This window comes from Pseudomonas sp. lyk4-TYG-107 (genome assembly GCF_030209055.1).
Lineage (GTDB): Bacteria > Pseudomonadota > Gammaproteobacteria > Pseudomonadales > Pseudomonadaceae > Aquipseudomonas > Aquipseudomonas putida_A.
The window spans coordinates 37,387-56,131 of record NZ_JARVST010000007.1; the positions used below are offsets into that span (position 1 = coordinate 37,387).

Here is an 18,745-nt window from a genome sequence, read left to right on the forward strand (position 1 = left end):
ACTAAATTGATAAAAAAGCGCAAATAAATGCTAAAAACAATCGATTAACTTGATATTAAGGGCGGCGCATTGAATGGGCTTCCACTGTCGGGAGCGAACGCCGCGCGGGTCATCGATCAGGTAGTGGCAGGATGCCGGGGCAGCATTAATGGGGGATTAATCGCTGTTTTTCGCGATATGACGGATTTTTCATCTGTTGCCGACCGGTTTTTCACCGGTGCGACGCCAGTCTGCCCACGGCCAGAAAACCAAGAACCGGCCGTCCCACACTGGAGCTTTGCTTGCGATGAACAAACTGCCTCAAATCACCCTGGCGTTCTGGGTCATGAAAATCTGCGCGACGACCCTGGGGGAAACCGCGGGGGACTTGCTGTCGATGACCCTCAACGTCGGGTACGCCCTCAGCTCGCTGATCCTGATCAGCGTGTTCGTGCTGACCCTGATCAGCCAACTGATGGCCAAGACCTACAAGCCGCTGCTGTACTGGATCGTGATTCTGTCGACCAGCACCGCCGGCACCACCATGTCCGACTTCATGGACCGCACCCTTGAACTGGGCTACGCCACCGGGTCGATGATCCTGATTGCGATTCTATTGGCGATCTTCACGGCCTGGCGTCTGAGCGGCGACTCGTTGAACGTCAGCAAGGTGCAGACCTTCCGTGGCGAGATGTTCTACTGGATGGCGATTCTGTTTTCCAACACCCTGGGCACGGCGCTCGGTGACTACCTGGCCGATGATTCGGGCCTGGGTTTTGCCGGTGGCGCGCTGCTGATCGGCTCGACCATTGCCGTGGTCGTGGCGCTCAAATACTTCACGAAGATTTCGTCGGTGCTGTTGTTCTGGGTGGCGTTCGTGCTGACCCGGCCGTTCGGTGCGACCCTGGGCGACCTGATGACCAAGTCCCATGAAAAGGGCGGCCTGGACTTCGGCACCATCGGCTCGTCGGCGGTGTTGGCGGGGATTCTGCTGGTGATGATTGTCGGCGCGTCGTATGCGCAGAAGCGTTATGGCAAGCCGCCGGTTGCCGAGTTGACTTGATACCGAGTCGCCTCATTCGCGAGCAGGCTCGCTCCCACAGGGGACTTGTGTCGATCACGATCCAATGTGGGAGCGAGCCTGCTCGCGAAGGGGCCACCACAGCCACCGTTGCAGTGGCTGTGAAAACCCGATCAGTCAGTCACGATCCGCGAGTGTTTCTGCGTGTCTTTCATGGTGATGTACACCAGCAGCGACACCGCAATGCACGCGGTCACGTACCAGTAGTAACCGGTTTCCATGCCGATGCTCTTGAACCACAGCGCGATGTATTCGGCGGTGCCGCCGAAGATCGACACGGTCAGTGCGTACGGCAGGCCGACGCCCAGCGCGCGGATTTCGGTCGGGAACAGTTCGGCTTTCACCACGGCGTTGATCGAGGTGTAGCCGCTGACGATGATCAGTGCCGCCATGATCAGGAAGAACGCGCCCCACCAGGTCTGGATGGTGTGCAGGGTCATCAGGATCGGCACGGTGAAGATCGTCCCGAGTACGCCGAAGGCGATCAGGATCGGACGCCGACCGATCTTGTCCGACAGGCCACCGATGATCGGCTGCAGGCACATGAACAGGAACAGCGTGGCGGCAGAAATGGTGGTCGAGTCGGAGATGCTCATGCCGACGGTATTCACCAGGTATTTCTGCATGTAGGTGGTGTAGGTGTAGAACGCCAGCGTGCCGCCCATGGTCAGGCCGACCACGGTCAGCAGTTCTTTCGGGTGGCGCATCAAGGTGCGCATCGCGCTTTCCTTGGACTTCTCTTTCTTGGTGAACGACTCGGTCTCTTCCATGCCGCGACGCAGGTACAACGCAACGATCGCGCACAGTGCGCCGATGGCGAACGGAATACGCCAGCCCCACGCGTACAGCTGTTCGGTGGTCAGCATGTTCTGCAGCACGATCAGCACGCCCAGCGCGATGAGCTGGCCGGAGATCAGGGTCACGTACTGGAAGCTGGAGAAGAAACCGCGACGCTCCCTGGTCGCCATCTCCGACAGGTAGGTGGCCGAGGTGCCGTACTCGCCGCCGACCGACAGACCCTGCAGCAAGCGGGCGAAGACCAGCAGGATCGGCGCGCCGATGCCGATGGTTTCGTAGTTCGGGCTGAGGGCGATCAGCAAGGAGCCGAAGCACATCAGGTAGACCGAGGCCATCAAGGCTTTCTTGCGACCGACCTTGTCGGCATAGAGACCCATCAGCCAGCCACCGATCGGACGCATCAGGAAGCCCACGGCGAAGATTGCGGCGGTGTTCATCAGTTGCGCGGTGGTGGAACCGGCGGGGAAGAAGGTCTTGGCGAAGTACAGCGAGAAAGCGGCGTAGACGTACCAGTCGTACCACTCGACCATGTTGCCGACCGAGCCGCTGAAGATCGATTTGATCCGGCTGGCGGTGGTTCTTTCTTTGGCGGGCGCGGCAGCCGACCCAAGGGGCAGGGCGTTGGAGTTATCCATTGAAGGATCCTTCGTTTAATTGTTTTTGTGGAGCGCGTTGGAACGCAGCCTGCCTGGGCTATAGCAGGAGCTGTGCCAACGGGGAGAGGGCCGGTTTAGAGGGGGGCTTAAGATTTAATGAGCGGAAATCCGCTTATTGCCTGATTTGATTGAGCGGAAAATCGCTCATTAGAGTGGATATTTGCTGCTGCTCAACGGGCCCCTTCGCGAGCAGGCTCGCTCCCACAGAGGAAGACGCGGCGAGCACAAATCCCATGTGGGAGCGAGCCTGCTCGCGAAGTGGCCACTAGCGGCAATCAATAAATCAGCTGCCCGGAACAAACATCTCCCGGCTCAACCCATGCCGCTGCAGCTTTTCATTGAAGGTCCGGCGCGGCAGTTGCAACTCTTCCAGCACCGCTTTCACATCGCCCTTGTGCCGGGTCAGCGCCGCGCGCAGGCATTGCGCTTCAAAGGCTTCCTGCTGCGCGGCGAGAGACTGGCCCGGATCGATGCCCTGCACCGGCTCATCCAGGCCCAGCACCTGGCGCTCGGCGACGTTCGCCAGTTCGCGCACGTTGCCCGGCCAGTCGTGGCTGAGCAGGTGGCTCAATTGCGCTCCGCTCAACGGCGGGAACGTGCGGCCCAGACGCTGGGCGGCGCTGAAGGCGAACGATTCGAACAGCAGCGGAATGTCTTCGCGGCGATCGCGCAGCGGCGGCAGGCGCAGTTCGGCGACGTTAAGGCGATACGCCAGGTCTTCGCGAAAACGTCCGGCCCGGGCCTCATCCAGCAGATCAGGCTTGGTCGCGGCGACGATACGCAGATCCACGCGAATGCTCTGGTTCGAACCGAGGCGCTCCAGCTTCTGCTCCTGCAACACCCGCAGCAGTTTCACTTGCTGAGCCAGCGGCATGCTTTCGATTTCATCGAGAAACAGCGTGCCGCCGTCGGCGTATTCCAGTTTGCCGATGCGCTTGCCGGACGCGCCGGTGAACGCGCCACTTTCATGACCGAACAGCTCGGCTTCGAACAACTGCTCGGGAATCGCCGCGCAGTTCAGCGCCACGAAGGGCTTGGCGGCGCGCGGGCCGAAATCATGCAGGCAGCGGGCGATCAGTTCCTTGCCGCTGCCGGTTTCGCCACGGATCAACACGTTGACCGGCAGCGCCGCCAGATCCAGCACTTGCCGGCGCAAGGTCTGCATGCCACGGGACACGCCGAGCAGCGTCGCATCGAGGCGGGCGCGGTGGTCGGCCTGCTCGTGCAGGGCGCGGTTTTCCAATACCAGTCGCCGCTTGTCGAGTGCCCGGCGCAGGCTGCCGAGCAGGGTTTCCGGGCTGAACGGCTTTTCCAGAAAGTCGTAGGCGCCGTCACGCATGGCTTCGACCGCCATCGGCACATCGCCGTGACCGGTCAGCAGTATCACCGGCAAATCGCTGTCACGGCGCTGCACTTCGGCCAGCAACTGCAGACCACTGAGCCCGGGCATGCGCACATCGCTGAGGATCACCCCGGGGAAGTGGCTGGGCAGTGCGGCGAGGCAATCCTCGGCGCGGCTGAACAGCTGCACCGTGAACCCCGACAGGCTCAGCCATTGCTCGACAGCGCTGCGAATGCTGCTTTCGTCATCGACCACCATCACCGAGTTGAGCATCAGATGTGTGCCTCCAGATCGATCGGCAGGGTCAGGCTGAACACCGCGCCGGCCTCGCCATTTTCCACGCTCAGACGCCCGCCGGATTCATGCACGATGGCAAAGGATACCGCCAGCCCCAGACCCAGACCGTCGCCCACCGGTTTGGTGGTGAAGAACGGGTCAAACACCTGGTTCAGGTGCTGTTCGGCAATCCCGCCGCCATTGTCGATCACGCTCAGGCGCCACAGTTGTTCGTCCACCTCCAGGCGAATTTCCAGGCGCTTGCACGGTTTGCCCTGCATTGCATCGAGGGCATTGCGCAGCAGATTGATCAGCACCTGTTCGAGGCGTATTGCATCACCACGCACCCAGGCCGGACGCGTCAGGTGCAGCACCAGACTGACCTGTTCGTCGCGTAGGCGCGCATCGAGCAGTTGCAGCGACTGATCGACCACGGTCGCCAGATCCAGCCGTTCGCGCAGGCCGCTGGGGCTCTTGCGGGCGAAGGTTTTCAGATGGCCGGTGAGCGATGCCATGCGCGTGAGCATGTCGTCCACCGGTTTGAGCGCCTTGTACGCATCATCGACGCGGCCATGTTCGAGCAGCAGGCGCAGCGTCGCCAACTGCATGCGTTGCGCGGTCAGTGGTTGATTGATCTCGTGGGCCAGTGCGGCGGACATCTGCCCCAGCGCCGCGAGCTTGGCCGATTGCACCAGACCGTCCTGCGCGGTGCGCAGATCGCGGGTGCGTTCTTCGACCAGTTGTTCGAGTTCCTCGCGATTGCGCTGACGGACTTTCGACAGGCGCCAGCGCTGATTGAGGAACAACAGCAGGAACACCAGCGCCAGCCACACTCCTGCGGCGGCCAGCCCGGCGTTGCGCAAGTCTTCGAAGGCCACTTGCGGGCGCCGCAACAGGTGCAGGGTCCAGCCTTCGGTGGCCAGCGGCAGCGATTCCCACAAGTAGTCCGCCGTTCCGTCCGGGCCTTCGACCCGGCGCAGGTCGCTGTTGTCGTCGAAGTGACGCAGCGACAAATGCGTCAGCGGGATCAGCGATTGTTTGTCGTACTGGCGCGTGCGCTTGATCTCGTCCATGTCGCGGCTGTCCAGCGGCCGCAACGAGCGGTAGCGCCAGCCGGGCTGGTTGGCGATGAAGATGATCCCGCGTGCATCGCTGACCAGCAGCGTGTCGCTGCCCTGGCTCCATTCGCGCTCAAGCTCGGGGAACTCCAGTTTGACTACCATCGCGCCAAGGAACTCGGCGTTGTCGCCGAGCACCGCGCTGGACAGAAAATAGCCGGGGATGCCGCTGGTCACCCCCACCGCATAAAAGCGCCCGCTGCCCTGAGTGCGGGTCTGGCTGAAGTACGGACGAAAACCGTAGTTGTGGCCGACGTAACTGCTCGGCAGGCGCCAGTTGCTGGCGGCCACCGCGAGGCCGCTGTGATCGAGCAGTTCGAGGGTCGAGGACTGCGCCGCGCCGTTGATCTGCTCCAGCTTCAGATTCAGCACATTCTGTTGTTCCGCGCCCGCCGGCCCGGCCAGCGCGCTGCGCAATTGCGGGTCCAGCGCCAGCACGGCGGGCAGGGCGCGATAGCGGTCGATCAGGGTGTGCAATGAGTTGGCATACAGCGCCAATTGCTGGCTGGCACGGGTCGCGTCTTCCTCCAGCGCTTGGCGTTCGGCGTGGCGGATGGCAAGGGTCGCGGCGATGGCCGCGCCGGCAATGATCAGCAGGGTGTACAACGACAGGCGCAAAGTACGGGAAGTCGGCAGCATGCTGGGCTAATGGATAGAGGGACGGGCGGGCACGATAGCATGCGCCGAAGTGGCTCGGCGCACTGTTCGAACGGCCTTCGACGTCACACGTACGTTTCGCCGGCAGAGACCCGCTGAATGTATTTCGTCCGGGGCTTGGGGATGGGTTTAAGCCTTGAATTCTCAGTGACTTTGCTCTGCAGTTGTTGCAGGCGATTGTTCACGTCTGCGCCGATGTCGGGGGCGTCATCCATGACCGCTTGGGCCGTCTCCAGCACCTTGCTGATGGCGTCGAACGGGTCGAGTCCGCTTCTTATGAGTTTGATGACCTCGCGTTGTTTGTCACCGGCAAGGGTCTCCAACTGGTCGTGGAACAGCGCCTGTGTCCGCTTGTGATATGCGTTGAGGGTATTGGTCATGTTTTTGATGCTTTCCACCACCTCCGTGCCGCCATTGAGCAGATCAGTGGCGCCATCAACCACGCGGGTGACGGTATCACTGACGGTTTGCAGGCCATTCCTGAGTTCCTGGGTGCGCAGCGTTTGCGCGAGTTTCAAGCCTTTCTTGAAAAAGTAATAGCGCAGCAACGGGAAAACGACCATGCCCGCCAGCGTCCCCACACCACTGCCGATGGCATTGCCAACTCCTGGTAGCGCCGTGCCTATAAGTCCACCGATGGCGAGCCCTTTCCCCGCACCGTAAAGAGCCGATTTGATGCCCTGGCGGGACTTGAGAAATTTGCCGAACGTCATGGTTTTGCGCAGGTCTTCGATGTCTGCGCCTTCGGGGATCAAATCGTCGAACTCGCGACTCAGGTTGTGTAATTGATCGGCCGCTGTTTCGGCTTTGTCGAGCAGGCCGACCGCGCGTTTGGCCAGATCGAAAATAACCTTGTAGTTGCCCCTCCGGTCGACATGAATCGCCGGGTTGTTGCCGACAAAAGCGTAAAGGTTCAGTCCGTCCACATCCCGGGCCGGATCGGCGCTGATCCAGCGTTGCAGCCATGGCGCGTAGTACCGCGCGCCGTAGTAGTACAAACCGCTGGCATCCATTTCCTTGCCCGAGTAACGGATCGTTTTGTAATCCGCTTCCACGGCTGAACGGGCTGCCCACCAGGCCGTGCCGCCGAATGCGTAATAGTGCTCCAGGCTGATCACGCCAGCGTGGCGGTCCAGTTCCAGCGAGCAGGATCCGAGGTGATCGTCGAGGCTGAAGCGCAGTTGATCGGCCTCGATATCCGCCGGTTGACCGCTGAGCCAATGCAGGCAACGGGCGCCGGGCAGCACGATGACATGCAGTTGCTGGCCGTCGCTGCGGCTGTGGATTTCCAGACCTGGCAGGTAACGTACCTCGCGGCGATCGGTGATCGACGGCGTATGCCTCAGCGTGCATTTGTAAACGCGCTGACCCTGGCAGTAGCGATAGATTTCATCGTCGTCGGGCAGGCCGTTGCTGTGTTGCAGCAGGGTGACGCGGGCCAGTTGATCGTAACTGTCCCACGCCAGAGGCAGGCCGCCGTGCTGCAGTTTCAGCTGGTTGCCGTGGCGGTCAAAGTAGTCGCCGAACACCGGTTCGGGGTCAGCGGGTTGGCAGCGCAGCCCCCGATTGCTGTCAGGGGCGATTTTCATCTGTTGCGTGAAGTTGTGGCCCTTGCGCACATGCACCAGTTCAACGAGGTTATTTCCCGCGTCGTAGTGATATTGCTCGCTGTAGTTGAAGCGCCGCCCCGGGTCGATGGGTTCGATCAGTTGCGGCAAACCTGGCGACTGTTGCGGGATCTGGCCTTCGAAGCCGCGACTTTCGCTCAGCCGATACAGCGAGTCGTAGACAAAATGACGATCACCATCGACGCGCTGATTGGCGAAATACACCGTGGCCAGGGTGCGATCCTCGATACGCAGGACATTGCCGACCGGGTCATAGGTGTAGTGCAAGTCCTGCAGCGGTTTTTCCTGATCCTTGCAGGCCAACTGATTCAGCAGGCGACCGTCAGCGGGATCGTACACGCGGCGGCTGCGCACACCATTGCCAGCCCGTTGTTCGAGCAGTTGGCCGGAGGCGTTGTACGTGGCAGCGTCGACCACCGGTTGTGCCGCGTCAGCCCCGGCTATCCACAGCGATACCTGATGTAACTGGCCGGCGACATCGTAGCTCGAGCGTTGCCGGTGACCACCGGCGTCGGTGACTTGCACCACATTGCCGTGCGCGTCGAAATCCGTACGAGTGATGAAAGCCGCCGTCTCGCCAGACAGCGTACGGGTTTCACTCACTGCCTTGCCCTGCAGGCTGTAGCCGTCGACCACCACCGTGGCGCCCGGGTCGGCGCTTTCGCTCAGTTCACCGCGCAGGTTATGCCCGGGGTCGGCATTGTGGTCGGCATAGACATAACGCTCGACATCGACTTGCGCATTTTCAGTGACGGCGATCACTCGCAGCGACAGGTCGTGTTCATACTGCCAGTGGTTGCCGCGCTGGTCCCAGCGCTGCTGTTCCTCACCCGCGAGACCGGGCAACATCAGTCGCCAGCCGGCGTCCACGCTGTCGATGCGTAGCGGTTGAGTATCCAGCCTGTAGATCGTTTGCAGATTGGGCTGCGATGCATTGTCGAGAAGGCGCGGGTCGCGCTGCGTCACCACCCGCCCAGCAGGATCATACTGATGCTGGCTGATGAGGGCCTGTGCCGGTTCACCTGCGATCTGGCGCAAGTATTCCACCTGGCGCACCAGCAAGAGCCGAGGGTCATGGCTGCGCAGGCTTGGGGTGTGGTGAAACAGCGACGCTGCCATTGTTTACTCCCAGTAGTCCAGCGCTATGCCGCCTGTTGTTTCTGCACCAGATAGGCTGATACCCGGCCCAACAGATTTCTGGCGTGCTTGATGGTGCCGCGAGCAACGGTTATTTGCTGTTGCAGGTGAGCCAGATCGTTGTTGGTGCGCTCCGGCATCTGGGCGATACCGATCAGTTTCACCGGCGTGGGCACTGCATCGGTCTGCGTATCGAAGTGTTCCTGAAGGCTGGCTTGCTGGCTGTCGAGGTAACCGGTCAACTCATCCAGCCGCGCGTTGAGAAGGTCCAGATCTCCCTGCCCCCATGAGCCGTTGAGCGCTTCCGTGAGTTGGGCCATCTGGCGGGCGATGTTCAGGGACTGTTTCAGGTAGGGAATCTTGAGGTGTTTGCCCAGAACCCGAGCGGTGGTTTCCAGACCGATCTTCACCAGACCCCCGGAGGTCTGTGGGTTGAAACTTTCGAGGGTACCTTTGAGCGAGTTCGGTGAAGCTTTGGCTTTGCTTTGCAGGCTTTTCACCGAGAGCGCGGCCTGATCCGGCATGATCGAATAGCCGAGCGTGGTTTCTTCGCCGATCTTGTCCATGATCTTGCCGGACGCCTCTGCGGCAAAAATGGCCCCTACCGCTGACGCCACGGGCACCACAACGGGCGCGGCGGGGCCGCTCAGGCTGCCGATGCCGGCACCGACGGTGCTCCCCAGTGCCCCGGCCTTGATCGCCACGGCAAACGTTGCCATGCTGAACATGAGTTTTTTTGCGGCGGTCTTGTAGATGTCGCGAGTACGCGTGAGGTTGTAGAGCTGATAGTTGACCTTCTGCAATTCACTGGTCATGTGGGTCAGCACGTTGGAAAACTCGCTGATTTTCTGCAGCGCTTCACTGGGCGTCTGCTCCGTGCCGCCGTTATCGGCGTAGCGCAACGGGTTGTTGCTGACCATCGCGTACAGGTTCAGCCCGTCGACATCGCCTGCCGGATCGGCGCTGATCCAGCGCTGCAGCCACGCGGCGAAGTAACGGGCGCCGTAGTAGTAAAGGCCGCTGACATCCATTTCCTTGCCTGAATAGCGGATGAACCGGTAACTCACTTCGATTTCCGAGCGCGTGGCCATCCATGCCGTGGCGCCAAACGGGTAATAACCTTCGTGGCTGATCACTTGCGCCTGTTGATCAAGCTCCAGCGAGCAGGAGCCCAGATGATCGTTGAGGCTGTAGCGGATTTCGTCAGGTTTTTGCTGTGCCCAATGCAGGCACCGGACGTGGCCGATACCGATGTCCAGTTGAATGACGTGCAACACTTCACCTTTGTCATTCGAGCGGACTTCCAGCCCGGGCAAGTAGCGGGTCTGCTGGAAATGCTCGCCACGAGGGGTGAAGGTATTGTGGCGCTTGAACACCCGCTCGCCCCGGCTGTAACGGTAGTGCTCGGCATCGTGCCGGCCGTCCTCGCGGTGAATCAGGATAACGCTGGCCAGCTCGTCACGAGCATTCCAGTGCAAGGTTTGCCCCGGTTGCAATGCTTGCAGGTTGCCGTGACGGTCGAACAATTGGTCGAATACCGGATCGGGATCGCCAGGCGTCCAGCGCACGCCACGGTTGCTCTTCGGGTCGATCAGCATCTGGCGCGTCTGGCAGGCACCCGCTCGCATATGTTGCAGTTTGATCAGGTTGCCGCCAGCGTTGTACGCGTAGGTCTGGGTGTAGTTGAGGCGGTTGTTCGGGTCGCTCGGCTGTGGCAGTCCCGGAATGTCGGAGAGGGGCGCGTCGTCATGACCGGTCGCGCGGGTCAAACGGTATAACGAGTCATAACCAAAGGTGCGCTGGCCGTCGATCAACTGGTTGGCGAAGTAAACCGGCTGAAAACAATGGTCGTCGATGCGTACGATATTGCCGACGCGGTCGTGGAAATATTCGAAGCTTTGCAGCATCGCACCGGCGTCCTTGCGGCAGATATGGGTGCGTAACCGACCGTCGGCCGGGTCATACGTCCAGAGGCTGCGCACGTGGTTGCCGAGTAGCTGTTCGATGATCTGACTGGCCGCGTTGTATTGCGCCTCGATCAATACCGATTGCCACTCGGTGTGACCCTTGAGTTGCAGGCGAACCTGCTGGAGTTGTCCGGCCAGACCGTACTGTGACTGCTGTCGATGCTGACCGGCATTCGTCTGCTCCAGCACTGCACCCAGCGGACTGAAAACGCGTTGGCTGGTGAACACCTCGCCGTCGTGAAAGGTGCGTGTTTCAGTCTGTGACTGGCCGGGCAGGGCGTAGCTGTCAGTACGTAGCGTGCCGGCGTGATCCTTGTGTCCGAGCAACTGGCCGCGCAAATTGTGCCCGGCATCGGCCGTGGCGTCGGCGTAGGTCAGTACCTCGATATCGGCCGCGTTTTCCTCGACCGACATCAAGCGTAATTGCGTGTCATAGCTCATGTGCCAGTGGCTGCCTCGGGCGTCCCAGCGCTGCAGAGTTTGACTGCCAGGTCCTGGCAGGCTCAGGCGCCAGCCGGCGTCGACGCTGTCGATTTTCAACGCCTCGCCATTCAGCCGGTAAACAGTGGTCAGACAAGGCACGGGGAGGCGCGGGTCCCATTGTTCGATCAGGCGGCCGTTGGAATCGTGGCGTTGACAGTTGATCTGGCATTCGACTTCGGCGCCCACCACCGCCCGCAGATAAGCAACGTTTCTGACCGGCAGCCCCCTGGGATCGTGAGCCGACAGAGCAGGAGTACGCCAATGCACTGAAGGATTCATGCGCGCACCTGCGTGCAGTGATTCATTTCAGGCCGCTCTTTTCTGTTGCATGTGGGAAGACACTCTAGGCAGTAACTCAAGGACACGATTCATCTTGCCCAGCACGGCGGTTTCACTCTGCGCGAGACGGTAGCGGGTGCCCTGTGCCGTGGCTATGTTTTCTCGACCGAGACCTTCCAGGTCTTCCAGTGCCTGGTCCGACAGTACCTTGCGGGAATTGAGGTAGTCGGCGACCAGTTCGATACCTTGTTCAACCAGATCCAGGTCGCGTTGCCCCAGCGAGTCATTGAGTGCTTCGGTCACTTCGACACTGAGACGGAAGAAGGCCAGAAATTTTTCCAGATGAGTGCCGCCCGTTAATACATCAGCGGCTCCTATGCCGCCTGCAATCAATATTTCCTTGTTTCCGTCGATGCTGTCCGGGGCATATTTTGAGAACACGGATTTGATTCTCGACATCCAGCTTTTGGGTTTGGCTTCCATGTTCAGACGACCCATGTCGTAATCTGCACTATCGGGCAAAAGTGCATAGCCAAACGAGTTATCCTCGCCGAGTTTGTCGATCTGTGCGCCTGTAATGTCAGCGGCCAGTGCTGCGGTGCCTACACCAATGGCGATGCCTGTGACCGGGTTTAACGTCAGAAATGTTCCGGCGGCCGTACCGGCGGTAAACGCTGTAGCTGCGGTGAGGGAGGAGGCCAGAACATTGAGCAGGGTCAGGGCAGCCTTCTTGCCACTGGAGAGGTAGATATCCTTGACGGAGTTCAAGTGGTTGAATTGATAGATCGATTTATCCAGTTTGGTTGTGACGGTGGCGAGCAAATTTTCATAGTCCGCCACGACTGTTAATAGCTCGGATGAGGTTCGCTGGTGCCCCTGCGCATCGAAATAGCGCAGCGGATTATTGCCAACGAATTCAAACAGATTCAGCCCGTCCACATCCCACGCCGGATCCGCACTGACCCAGCGTTGCAACCACGGCGCGTAATACCGCGCACCGTAGTAATACAAACCGCTGACATCCATTTCCTTGCCTGAATAACGCAGTGTCTTGTAGTCAACCTCGACAGCCGAGTCGGCACTCATCCACGCGGTCGCGCCGAACGGGTAATAGCCTTCGTGACTGATCAGGCGTGCCTGCTGGTCCAGTTCCATCACGCATGAGCCCAGGTGATCATCGAGGGTGTAACGCAACTGGTTGTCGGCGATGCCCGGCGGTTTGTCGCTGAGCCAATGCAGGCAACTGACATGGCCTGCGCCGGCGGCGAGGCTGATGACGTGCAGCTCCTCGCCGTTGTCCTTGCTGCGGATCTCCAGTCCGGGCAGGTAGCGCACCTCGTGGAAATGCCGGTTGGAACCGCTGTAGGTTTCATGGCGTTTGTAGACGCGCGCGCCCTGGCTGTAGTGATAGAACTCCGCGTCATCCAGGCCGTTTTCGCGATGAACCAGGATCACCGAGGCCAGTTGATCGCGGGCGTCCCAGCGCAGTGCCTGTCCCGGTTGCAGGGACATCAGATTGCCGTGGCGGTCGAATAGCTGATCGAAATCCGGTGCGGGATCACCTTGTTTCCAGCGCACACCGCGATTGCTTGCAGGGTCGATACACATCTGACGGGTCTGACAGGCGCCGTCGCGCACATGGCACAGTTGCATCAGGTTGCCGCCGTGATCGTAGCGGTAGGTCTGCAGGTAATTGCGCCGGTCGTTGGGGTCGCTCGGTTGCGGTCGGCCGGGGAGGTCGCTGGGGGCCGCGTCGTCGTAACCGCTGGCGCTGGTCAGCCGATACAGCGAGTCGTAACGGAACGCACGTTCTCCGTCGACCCGCTGGTTGGCGAAGTGGCTGGGCGTGAACACGTGGTCGAGGATGCGTGTCGGGTTGCCGACCGGATCGTACTCATAGCTCATGTCCTGCAGGGGCGGCTGCGCACCCTTTTGCGCCCATTGCCGCTGCAGGCGCCCAGTGGTTGGTTCGTAGTCCCAGTAGCTGGCAATGCCATTGCCGGTCTGTTGTTCGATGATTTGTCCGACGGCGTTGAAGTGCGAGTCGAGCAATACGTCCTGCCAGTCGTGGTCGCCGGCCAGCTGCAGTTGCAACTGCTTGAGCTGACCGGCGACGTCGTAGCGCGATTGCTGGCGGTGGCCGCCGGCGTCGGTCTGCTCCAGCATCGCGCCCAACGGACTGAAAATGCGCTGACTGACAAACACCCGGGCATCGGCAAAAGTGCGGCTTTCGCGCAGTGGCTGTCCGGCCAGGCTGTAGCTGTCCAGGTGCAGGCTGCCCGACGGGTCGAACTGTTCCACTAATTGGCCGCGCTGATTGTGATCGGCCGGGGCACTGGCATCGGCATAGGTGAAGGTGTCGCTGAGCGGGTCGACGCTGTTGCTGATCGCCAGCAGGCGTAGCAACTCATCGTAGCGGCTGCTCCAGTGCACACCGCGCGCATCCCAGCGTTGCAAGGTTTGCCCGGCCAGCCCGGGCAGGCTCAGGCGCCAGCCGGCATCGACGCTGCTGACCTTGAGTGGCTGGCCGTTGAGATCGTAAACATGGGTGGTACTCGGGTCGCTCAGGCGTGGATCGAACTGCGCCACCAGACGCCCGGCAATGTCATGCTGTTGGCGAGTCACCAAGGCTTCGGCAGGGTCTTCGGCCAGCACGCGCAGATAGGCAATCTGACGCAGTGGCAAGCTGCGACTGTCGATCACGACGAGCGACGGTGTACGCCGATGCAGGTTGGCGCTCATCAGTGCAGCAACCATGGTGATGTCGATTCCGGCTCAGCGGATTCATCGGTGTCGTTGAAGTCTTCGCTGGCCTGATACCACGGATGATAGGTCTCGCGGGAAAAATAGCCCTTGGCATTGATCAGCTTGACCACACGCCCGAGCGGGTCATAGAACAGTTGATCGAAGTAGCCATAGCGTTGCAGAGACTGGTCATTGACGTAGCCATGGGTGTCGGCAAAAAACGGCCGGAACTGCCGCACCGCCAGACCTTTGTTGTTGTACTCGACCCGTGCACTGACCCGCCAGCGCGACTCGGCATGTTCCTCGCGCAGCTGTCCGCGATCGACGATCAGCGACCCATCGGCAGCCACCGCATAGGCGATTCCTGGCTCGACCCGTTGCAGGGTTTGCAACGCGCGGCCAAAGCCGTCCACGTAGCTGATGATGATCTGCACCAATGCCGCAATCGGATCATTCGGGTAACGGTCGGCACTCAGCGCCACGCTGTGCACCGGTTTGCGTGCAACCGTGCTGATGAGTTCGCGCAGGGCCTGTTCGGCGGGAGTCGGCGACGTCAATTGCGCCAGCCTCCGTCGCGCGCTGGCGCGAATGTGCAGGCTCGGCAACACATCGCCGCTGGCCAGCCATTGCTCAAGCAGCTGCGGTGTTGCGTTGACCGCCGCAGGCAGCTGTCCCATCCAGCTGAACAAATCCTTGCGCAAGGTGCTGGCGGCTTTTTGCACGGCCGCTTGCGGGTCGGCAATGGCCGCGTCCGGGCGTGGATCTACCGGGCGAAGGTATTCGCTGAGTGGGCGGAAGCCGGCGGCAATGCCATTTTCGGTACCGTGGAAACTGGTCGCCAACGGTTGGCCCGAGGGTTCGTAAAGCGCTTCCTGTATGTTTTCGTTGGCATCGATGATGCACCACGGCGCAAGGGCGCAGTAGTCGTATTCGCAGCGGGTGATGCAGCCATCCGGCAGTTCGACGCTGATGATCAGCAGGTGGTACTCGTCGTACTGCGCCTTGGTCCAGCCGTGGCTCAGGGTTTCGCGGTATTCAAGTACCCGGAAGAAACCCTTGGCATCGGCGTACTTCGCGTAGTTGTAATGCGCGGACCACAGGCTTTCTGCGTCCGCGTTTACTGCCGTGTCTTCGAATAGCAGCGCCATCAGTGTGTAACCGATGTTCGCCAGCTCCTGCAGGATATCGAACGGCGGCGGCAGAATGTCGTAGGCAGCGAGGGCCGTCTTGTCGAAGCTTGCCATTTCCAGCGGCCCTTTCAGTGCTTCGAATTGCGCCGAACCGTCGGGCAGCAGACTGCCGTCCTCTTTGTTGATATAGCGCTGCACGGTTTGCCCGGTCAGTACCCGGAGAGCGTTCCACTCGGGCGAGCGAACATGCTCCTTGAGTAAATCCCATGTCATCTGTTGCGGATTGAGGCCCGACGGCAGATCACCTTTGGGCAGCATCAGGGCATTGCTGCGCTGTTGTGAGGGCAGGCCCAGCCGCCATTGTTGGCAGTCCTTCAGATCAATTGCACGTGCGCGGGTTTCGTTGAGATAAAAAAAACGCTGCGCCATGTCATGCGCGTCCCGCCACCACTGTTGTTCGTCGGGGTCGCTGAAAGGCGGAGGATCGCCGGGCAGGCGCCGTCGCGCGTAACTGATGGTCAGGGTGTGAGTGGCGTGGCCGTATTCGCTGCTGGCGAGCAAGACTTCATGGCGGCATAACGGGTCGTCAATGAAACCATCGTACTGATAGCTGATTTTTTCCAGGGTCTGTACCAGCAGCACGCTCGCCGGCTCTCGCAAGTTGGCGGGCCGGACATCACGCACCAGGTAACGAAATTCTTCTACAGCGTAGAGCCGTGCATTGGCTGGCTCGTCAGTGGCGGTCCAGGTTTCGATGCGGGCGACGGCGCCGACCAGCGCGCGAGCGATTTTATAGCGTACGTCTTCGTCGTCTGGCGTGACCGGTTCATCGCATTCATCACTGTCGTGATAGCGGCTGAATACGGTTGGTCGCAAGTCAACGGCCTCACTGTCACCGTCGAAGTAGCCATGTCTTGGCCGATCCATCGCCTGCCCGGTCAGGTACCAGGTACAGACGCGCACCGGTGCTGTAAAGCCGAGCTCGTCATCGCCCGTGGCACTTTCGCTGTCGGTCTGTTCCCGGTAACCGAAACCCCGAAACTCACGCTCGATGCTGTCGTAGACGCCTTCGCGATAGAAGCATGATTGCGTCAGGCAATTGCCGGTTATTTCATCCAGCTGGCGTTGCCGGGCGACGACTTGAACCGCGAACGGTAGATGGCACACCGGCGTTTCGTCGGGATGATCGGTAAGCCATTGCTGTTTTTCATCCAGCCATTCCTGTGCAGAGCTGCGATAGACCACCTGCGTGGCGCAGCCCATGTTGTTGTTGGTAGCGGTCAGCAAGTAAGGCTTGGCCGCGACAAAGTCGTAGCGCCAGTGCTCGGGGGTCATGTGCGGTACCGTCAGGATCAGGCTGGCACAACCCAGGCCTTGCAGGTCGGCGAAACTGACCTGACACAGGCGGTCGTAGCTCACGCCTTCCGGCCACGGCACGAAGACAGGCGTCTGTTCCAGGCCATTGCCCCCACGATTGAGATAGATCTCGAAGCCTGAAGGTTTCAGGCACAGCAAGGCCGGCGCGCCGGAGCCGTCGATATCGGCGATCCGGATGTGCTCTGCGTTGAATTGGTCATACCGGAAGGGCAGGGCACTGATGACCCGACCTTTGCCGAATTTGCCATGCCCCAGATTGGGCCAGCATTTGATTTCGTTGTACCGGATCCGGCACAGCTCGCTCATGTCACTGCCGAGCATGTTGCCCAGAAACACCAGCTCTGTGGGGGCGTTGCCGAACAGCGGCAAGCTGTCCTCATCGTCTTCGCGAGGCACGTCTTCGGCGCCGGAAAAACCCTGTTCCCGTTGGTTGGCATACAAGCGCACCGCGCGCGGACCGATCATTGCCAGCGAGTTGAGGCCGTCACCCATCAGGTCGCCGAGCTGCGAAAGAGTGTTGAAAAATTCCAGCGGCATGCCGGTAAACGCGATGAACGGCGCCCAGCTGCGGTCAGCATTCAACGTGCGATACCCGCTGCTGCCCGGTAGGGCCGCGATCCAGTCCAGCCGCCCGTTACCGGTCAGGTCGAGCAAGAACTGCTGGGCGGCGTCGTGCCTGGCCACCGGGATCTGCTCAAGCTCGGTCCAGGAAGCGTAGGTGATGGCGTCTGACCCCGACGTTGCACGCAGGGGTTCGCGGTAATACCAACACTGATCGTAGCGGCAGAGAAATCCCGGTACACCTTCGCCGTACAGATCGACGCACTGGTAAAACTGTCCATCCTCAAGGCCCGGCATGGTGTCTTCGGCGAACATCCGTGACGGGGTTTTATTGATCTCGAAGGGTGAGTAATCAAACTCCACCGGCGGTGTCGTCTCCAGCGCGCCGCTGGCATCGAAGGCCTGATAGTGGGCGGCGGTGATCCGGTTGTAAGTCCACGGATCAGAGGGCGACGGGTATTCCAGCAGCAGCCGCCGCACCAGCAGCGGATCCTCTCCGGCAGGCCGCGAGAAGTTATGGAACATCAGGATTTGCCGGCACAGCCGCCGCGTGCCCAGTTCGAAACCCTGACCGAAGGTGGAAAACGGATCCCGGCGTTTATCCCAGACTGCCAGGCTGTCGCCACCGTACACCGGGGCCTCTGTCAGTGAACGGGTGCGCTCGCCGTAATCGAACAGCAGATGGAAATGCCAATCCAGTTCGGCTGGATCATCCACGGTCCAGCTGTACAAATGCTGGCTGGCAGTGACGTTGCCATAGAACACTGCGCGTACGTAGCGCTGGGCTCGGTAGTCGTGAATAGGGTCGGGGTCCTGATCATCGGCCAGGTAGGCGAAGCAGATGTGCTCGCCATACGGGTTCATGCTCTCGCACAGCAGCCAGCTGTAGACGCGAAGTGCATCGTCCGGATCAGCCCGGCGCGACGCGCTGGTCTTGCCGTATACCTGCAGTGAGCCGTCTGCGCCGTGGATCAGCCAGAAGGGTGGCCCCTCAGGTTTACCGTCCGCACTGACGGGCTGCCAGCGTTCGCGCAGGGTAAAATCGCTCTCTACCCGTGGCCAGAAGCGCACCACGTGATGAGCGCCGACGGAAATTGCGTTGTAGCTGTCTTCGGGACGCGACTTCGGTGTGCCATCACTGTTCAGTTCTGGATGCCACACTTCACCATCATCACCGATGATTTCATCGAGATCGCTATACCGCGGCACGCCTTTTTGGGTACGACGGCTGATCTGTCCGATACCCAGGCTCCAGCCGATACCAAACGGCCCGTTGCCGGCCTGATTGCTGTAACTCAGTGACAGCCGTGGATCCCAGCCACGTCCGGCGGACAGGGACAGTGGCAGTTCAAATGAAGCCGCGCCAGTGGCGCCAACCGCCCCCCAGCTTTTGCCGATCGTGGTGATCGAGGCGCTGCTGGCGATGGACGGGGTGATGATGCTCAGCTCTTGATCAGCCATGGTCGGATCCATTTCACACGCGAAGCACGTGCGTGGACAGACGCTACCAACAAGTGGAGATCTCGTAACC

8 protein-coding genes are annotated in these 18,745 nt (G+C 60.7%); 1 reads left to right on the top strand and 7 read right to left on the bottom strand.

The window, feature by feature from the left end; genetic code table 11:
* The first annotated feature begins 286 nt into the window (after window positions 1–286).
* Window positions 287–1,042 (top strand): COG4705 family protein, encoded by a 756-nt coding sequence (locus QRN61_RS07810; RefSeq protein ID WP_027612499.1) that lies wholly within the window; start codon window positions 287–289, stop codon window positions 1,040–1,042.
* Between the two features lie 131 nt (window positions 1,043–1,173).
* Here QRN61_RS07810 and QRN61_RS07815 read toward each other — a convergent pair whose 3' ends face one another.
* The 7 genes from QRN61_RS07815 to QRN61_RS07845 form a co-directional block, all read right to left on the bottom strand.
* A complete protein-coding gene (locus QRN61_RS07815; RefSeq protein WP_007965880.1) occupies window positions 1,174–2,493 on the bottom strand; it encodes an MFS transporter in 1,320 nt (439 codons plus the stop codon).
* A gap of 304 nt (window positions 2,494–2,797) precedes the next feature.
* Window positions 2,798–4,129: a two-component system response regulator MifR gene (mifR, locus tag QRN61_RS07820; protein WP_150368579.1), complete on the bottom strand. Its 1,332-nt coding sequence runs from the start codon at window positions 4,127–4,129 to the stop codon at window positions 2,798–2,800.
* Complete coding sequence (locus QRN61_RS07825) at window positions 4,129–5,889, bottom strand: sensor histidine kinase (RefSeq protein WP_285373517.1); 1,761 nt, start codon at window positions 5,887–5,889, stop codon at window positions 4,129–4,131. Before QRN61_RS07825 ends, mifR begins: the two co-directional genes overlap by 1 nt.
* Window positions 5,890–5,972: 83 nt before the next feature.
* Window positions 5,973–8,654, bottom strand: coding sequence for an RHS repeat-associated core domain-containing protein (locus tag QRN61_RS07830; RefSeq protein WP_285373518.1), 2,682 nt, complete (start codon window positions 8,652–8,654; stop codon window positions 5,973–5,975).
* A gap of 23 nt (window positions 8,655–8,677) precedes the next feature.
* Window positions 8,678–11,401, bottom strand: coding sequence for an RHS repeat domain-containing protein (locus QRN61_RS07835; protein WP_285373519.1), 2,724 nt, complete (start codon window positions 11,399–11,401; stop codon window positions 8,678–8,680).
* 27 nt (window positions 11,402–11,428) lie between these two features.
* A complete protein-coding gene (locus QRN61_RS07840; RefSeq protein WP_285373586.1) occupies window positions 11,429–14,143 on the bottom strand; it encodes an RHS repeat domain-containing protein in 2,715 nt (904 codons plus the stop codon).
* Window positions 14,143–18,675, bottom strand: coding sequence for a SpvB/TcaC N-terminal domain-containing protein (locus QRN61_RS07845; RefSeq protein WP_285373520.1), 4,533 nt, complete (start codon window positions 18,673–18,675; stop codon window positions 14,143–14,145). Before QRN61_RS07845 ends, QRN61_RS07840 begins: the two co-directional genes overlap by 1 nt.
* Window positions 18,676–18,745: the final 70 nt, after the last annotated feature.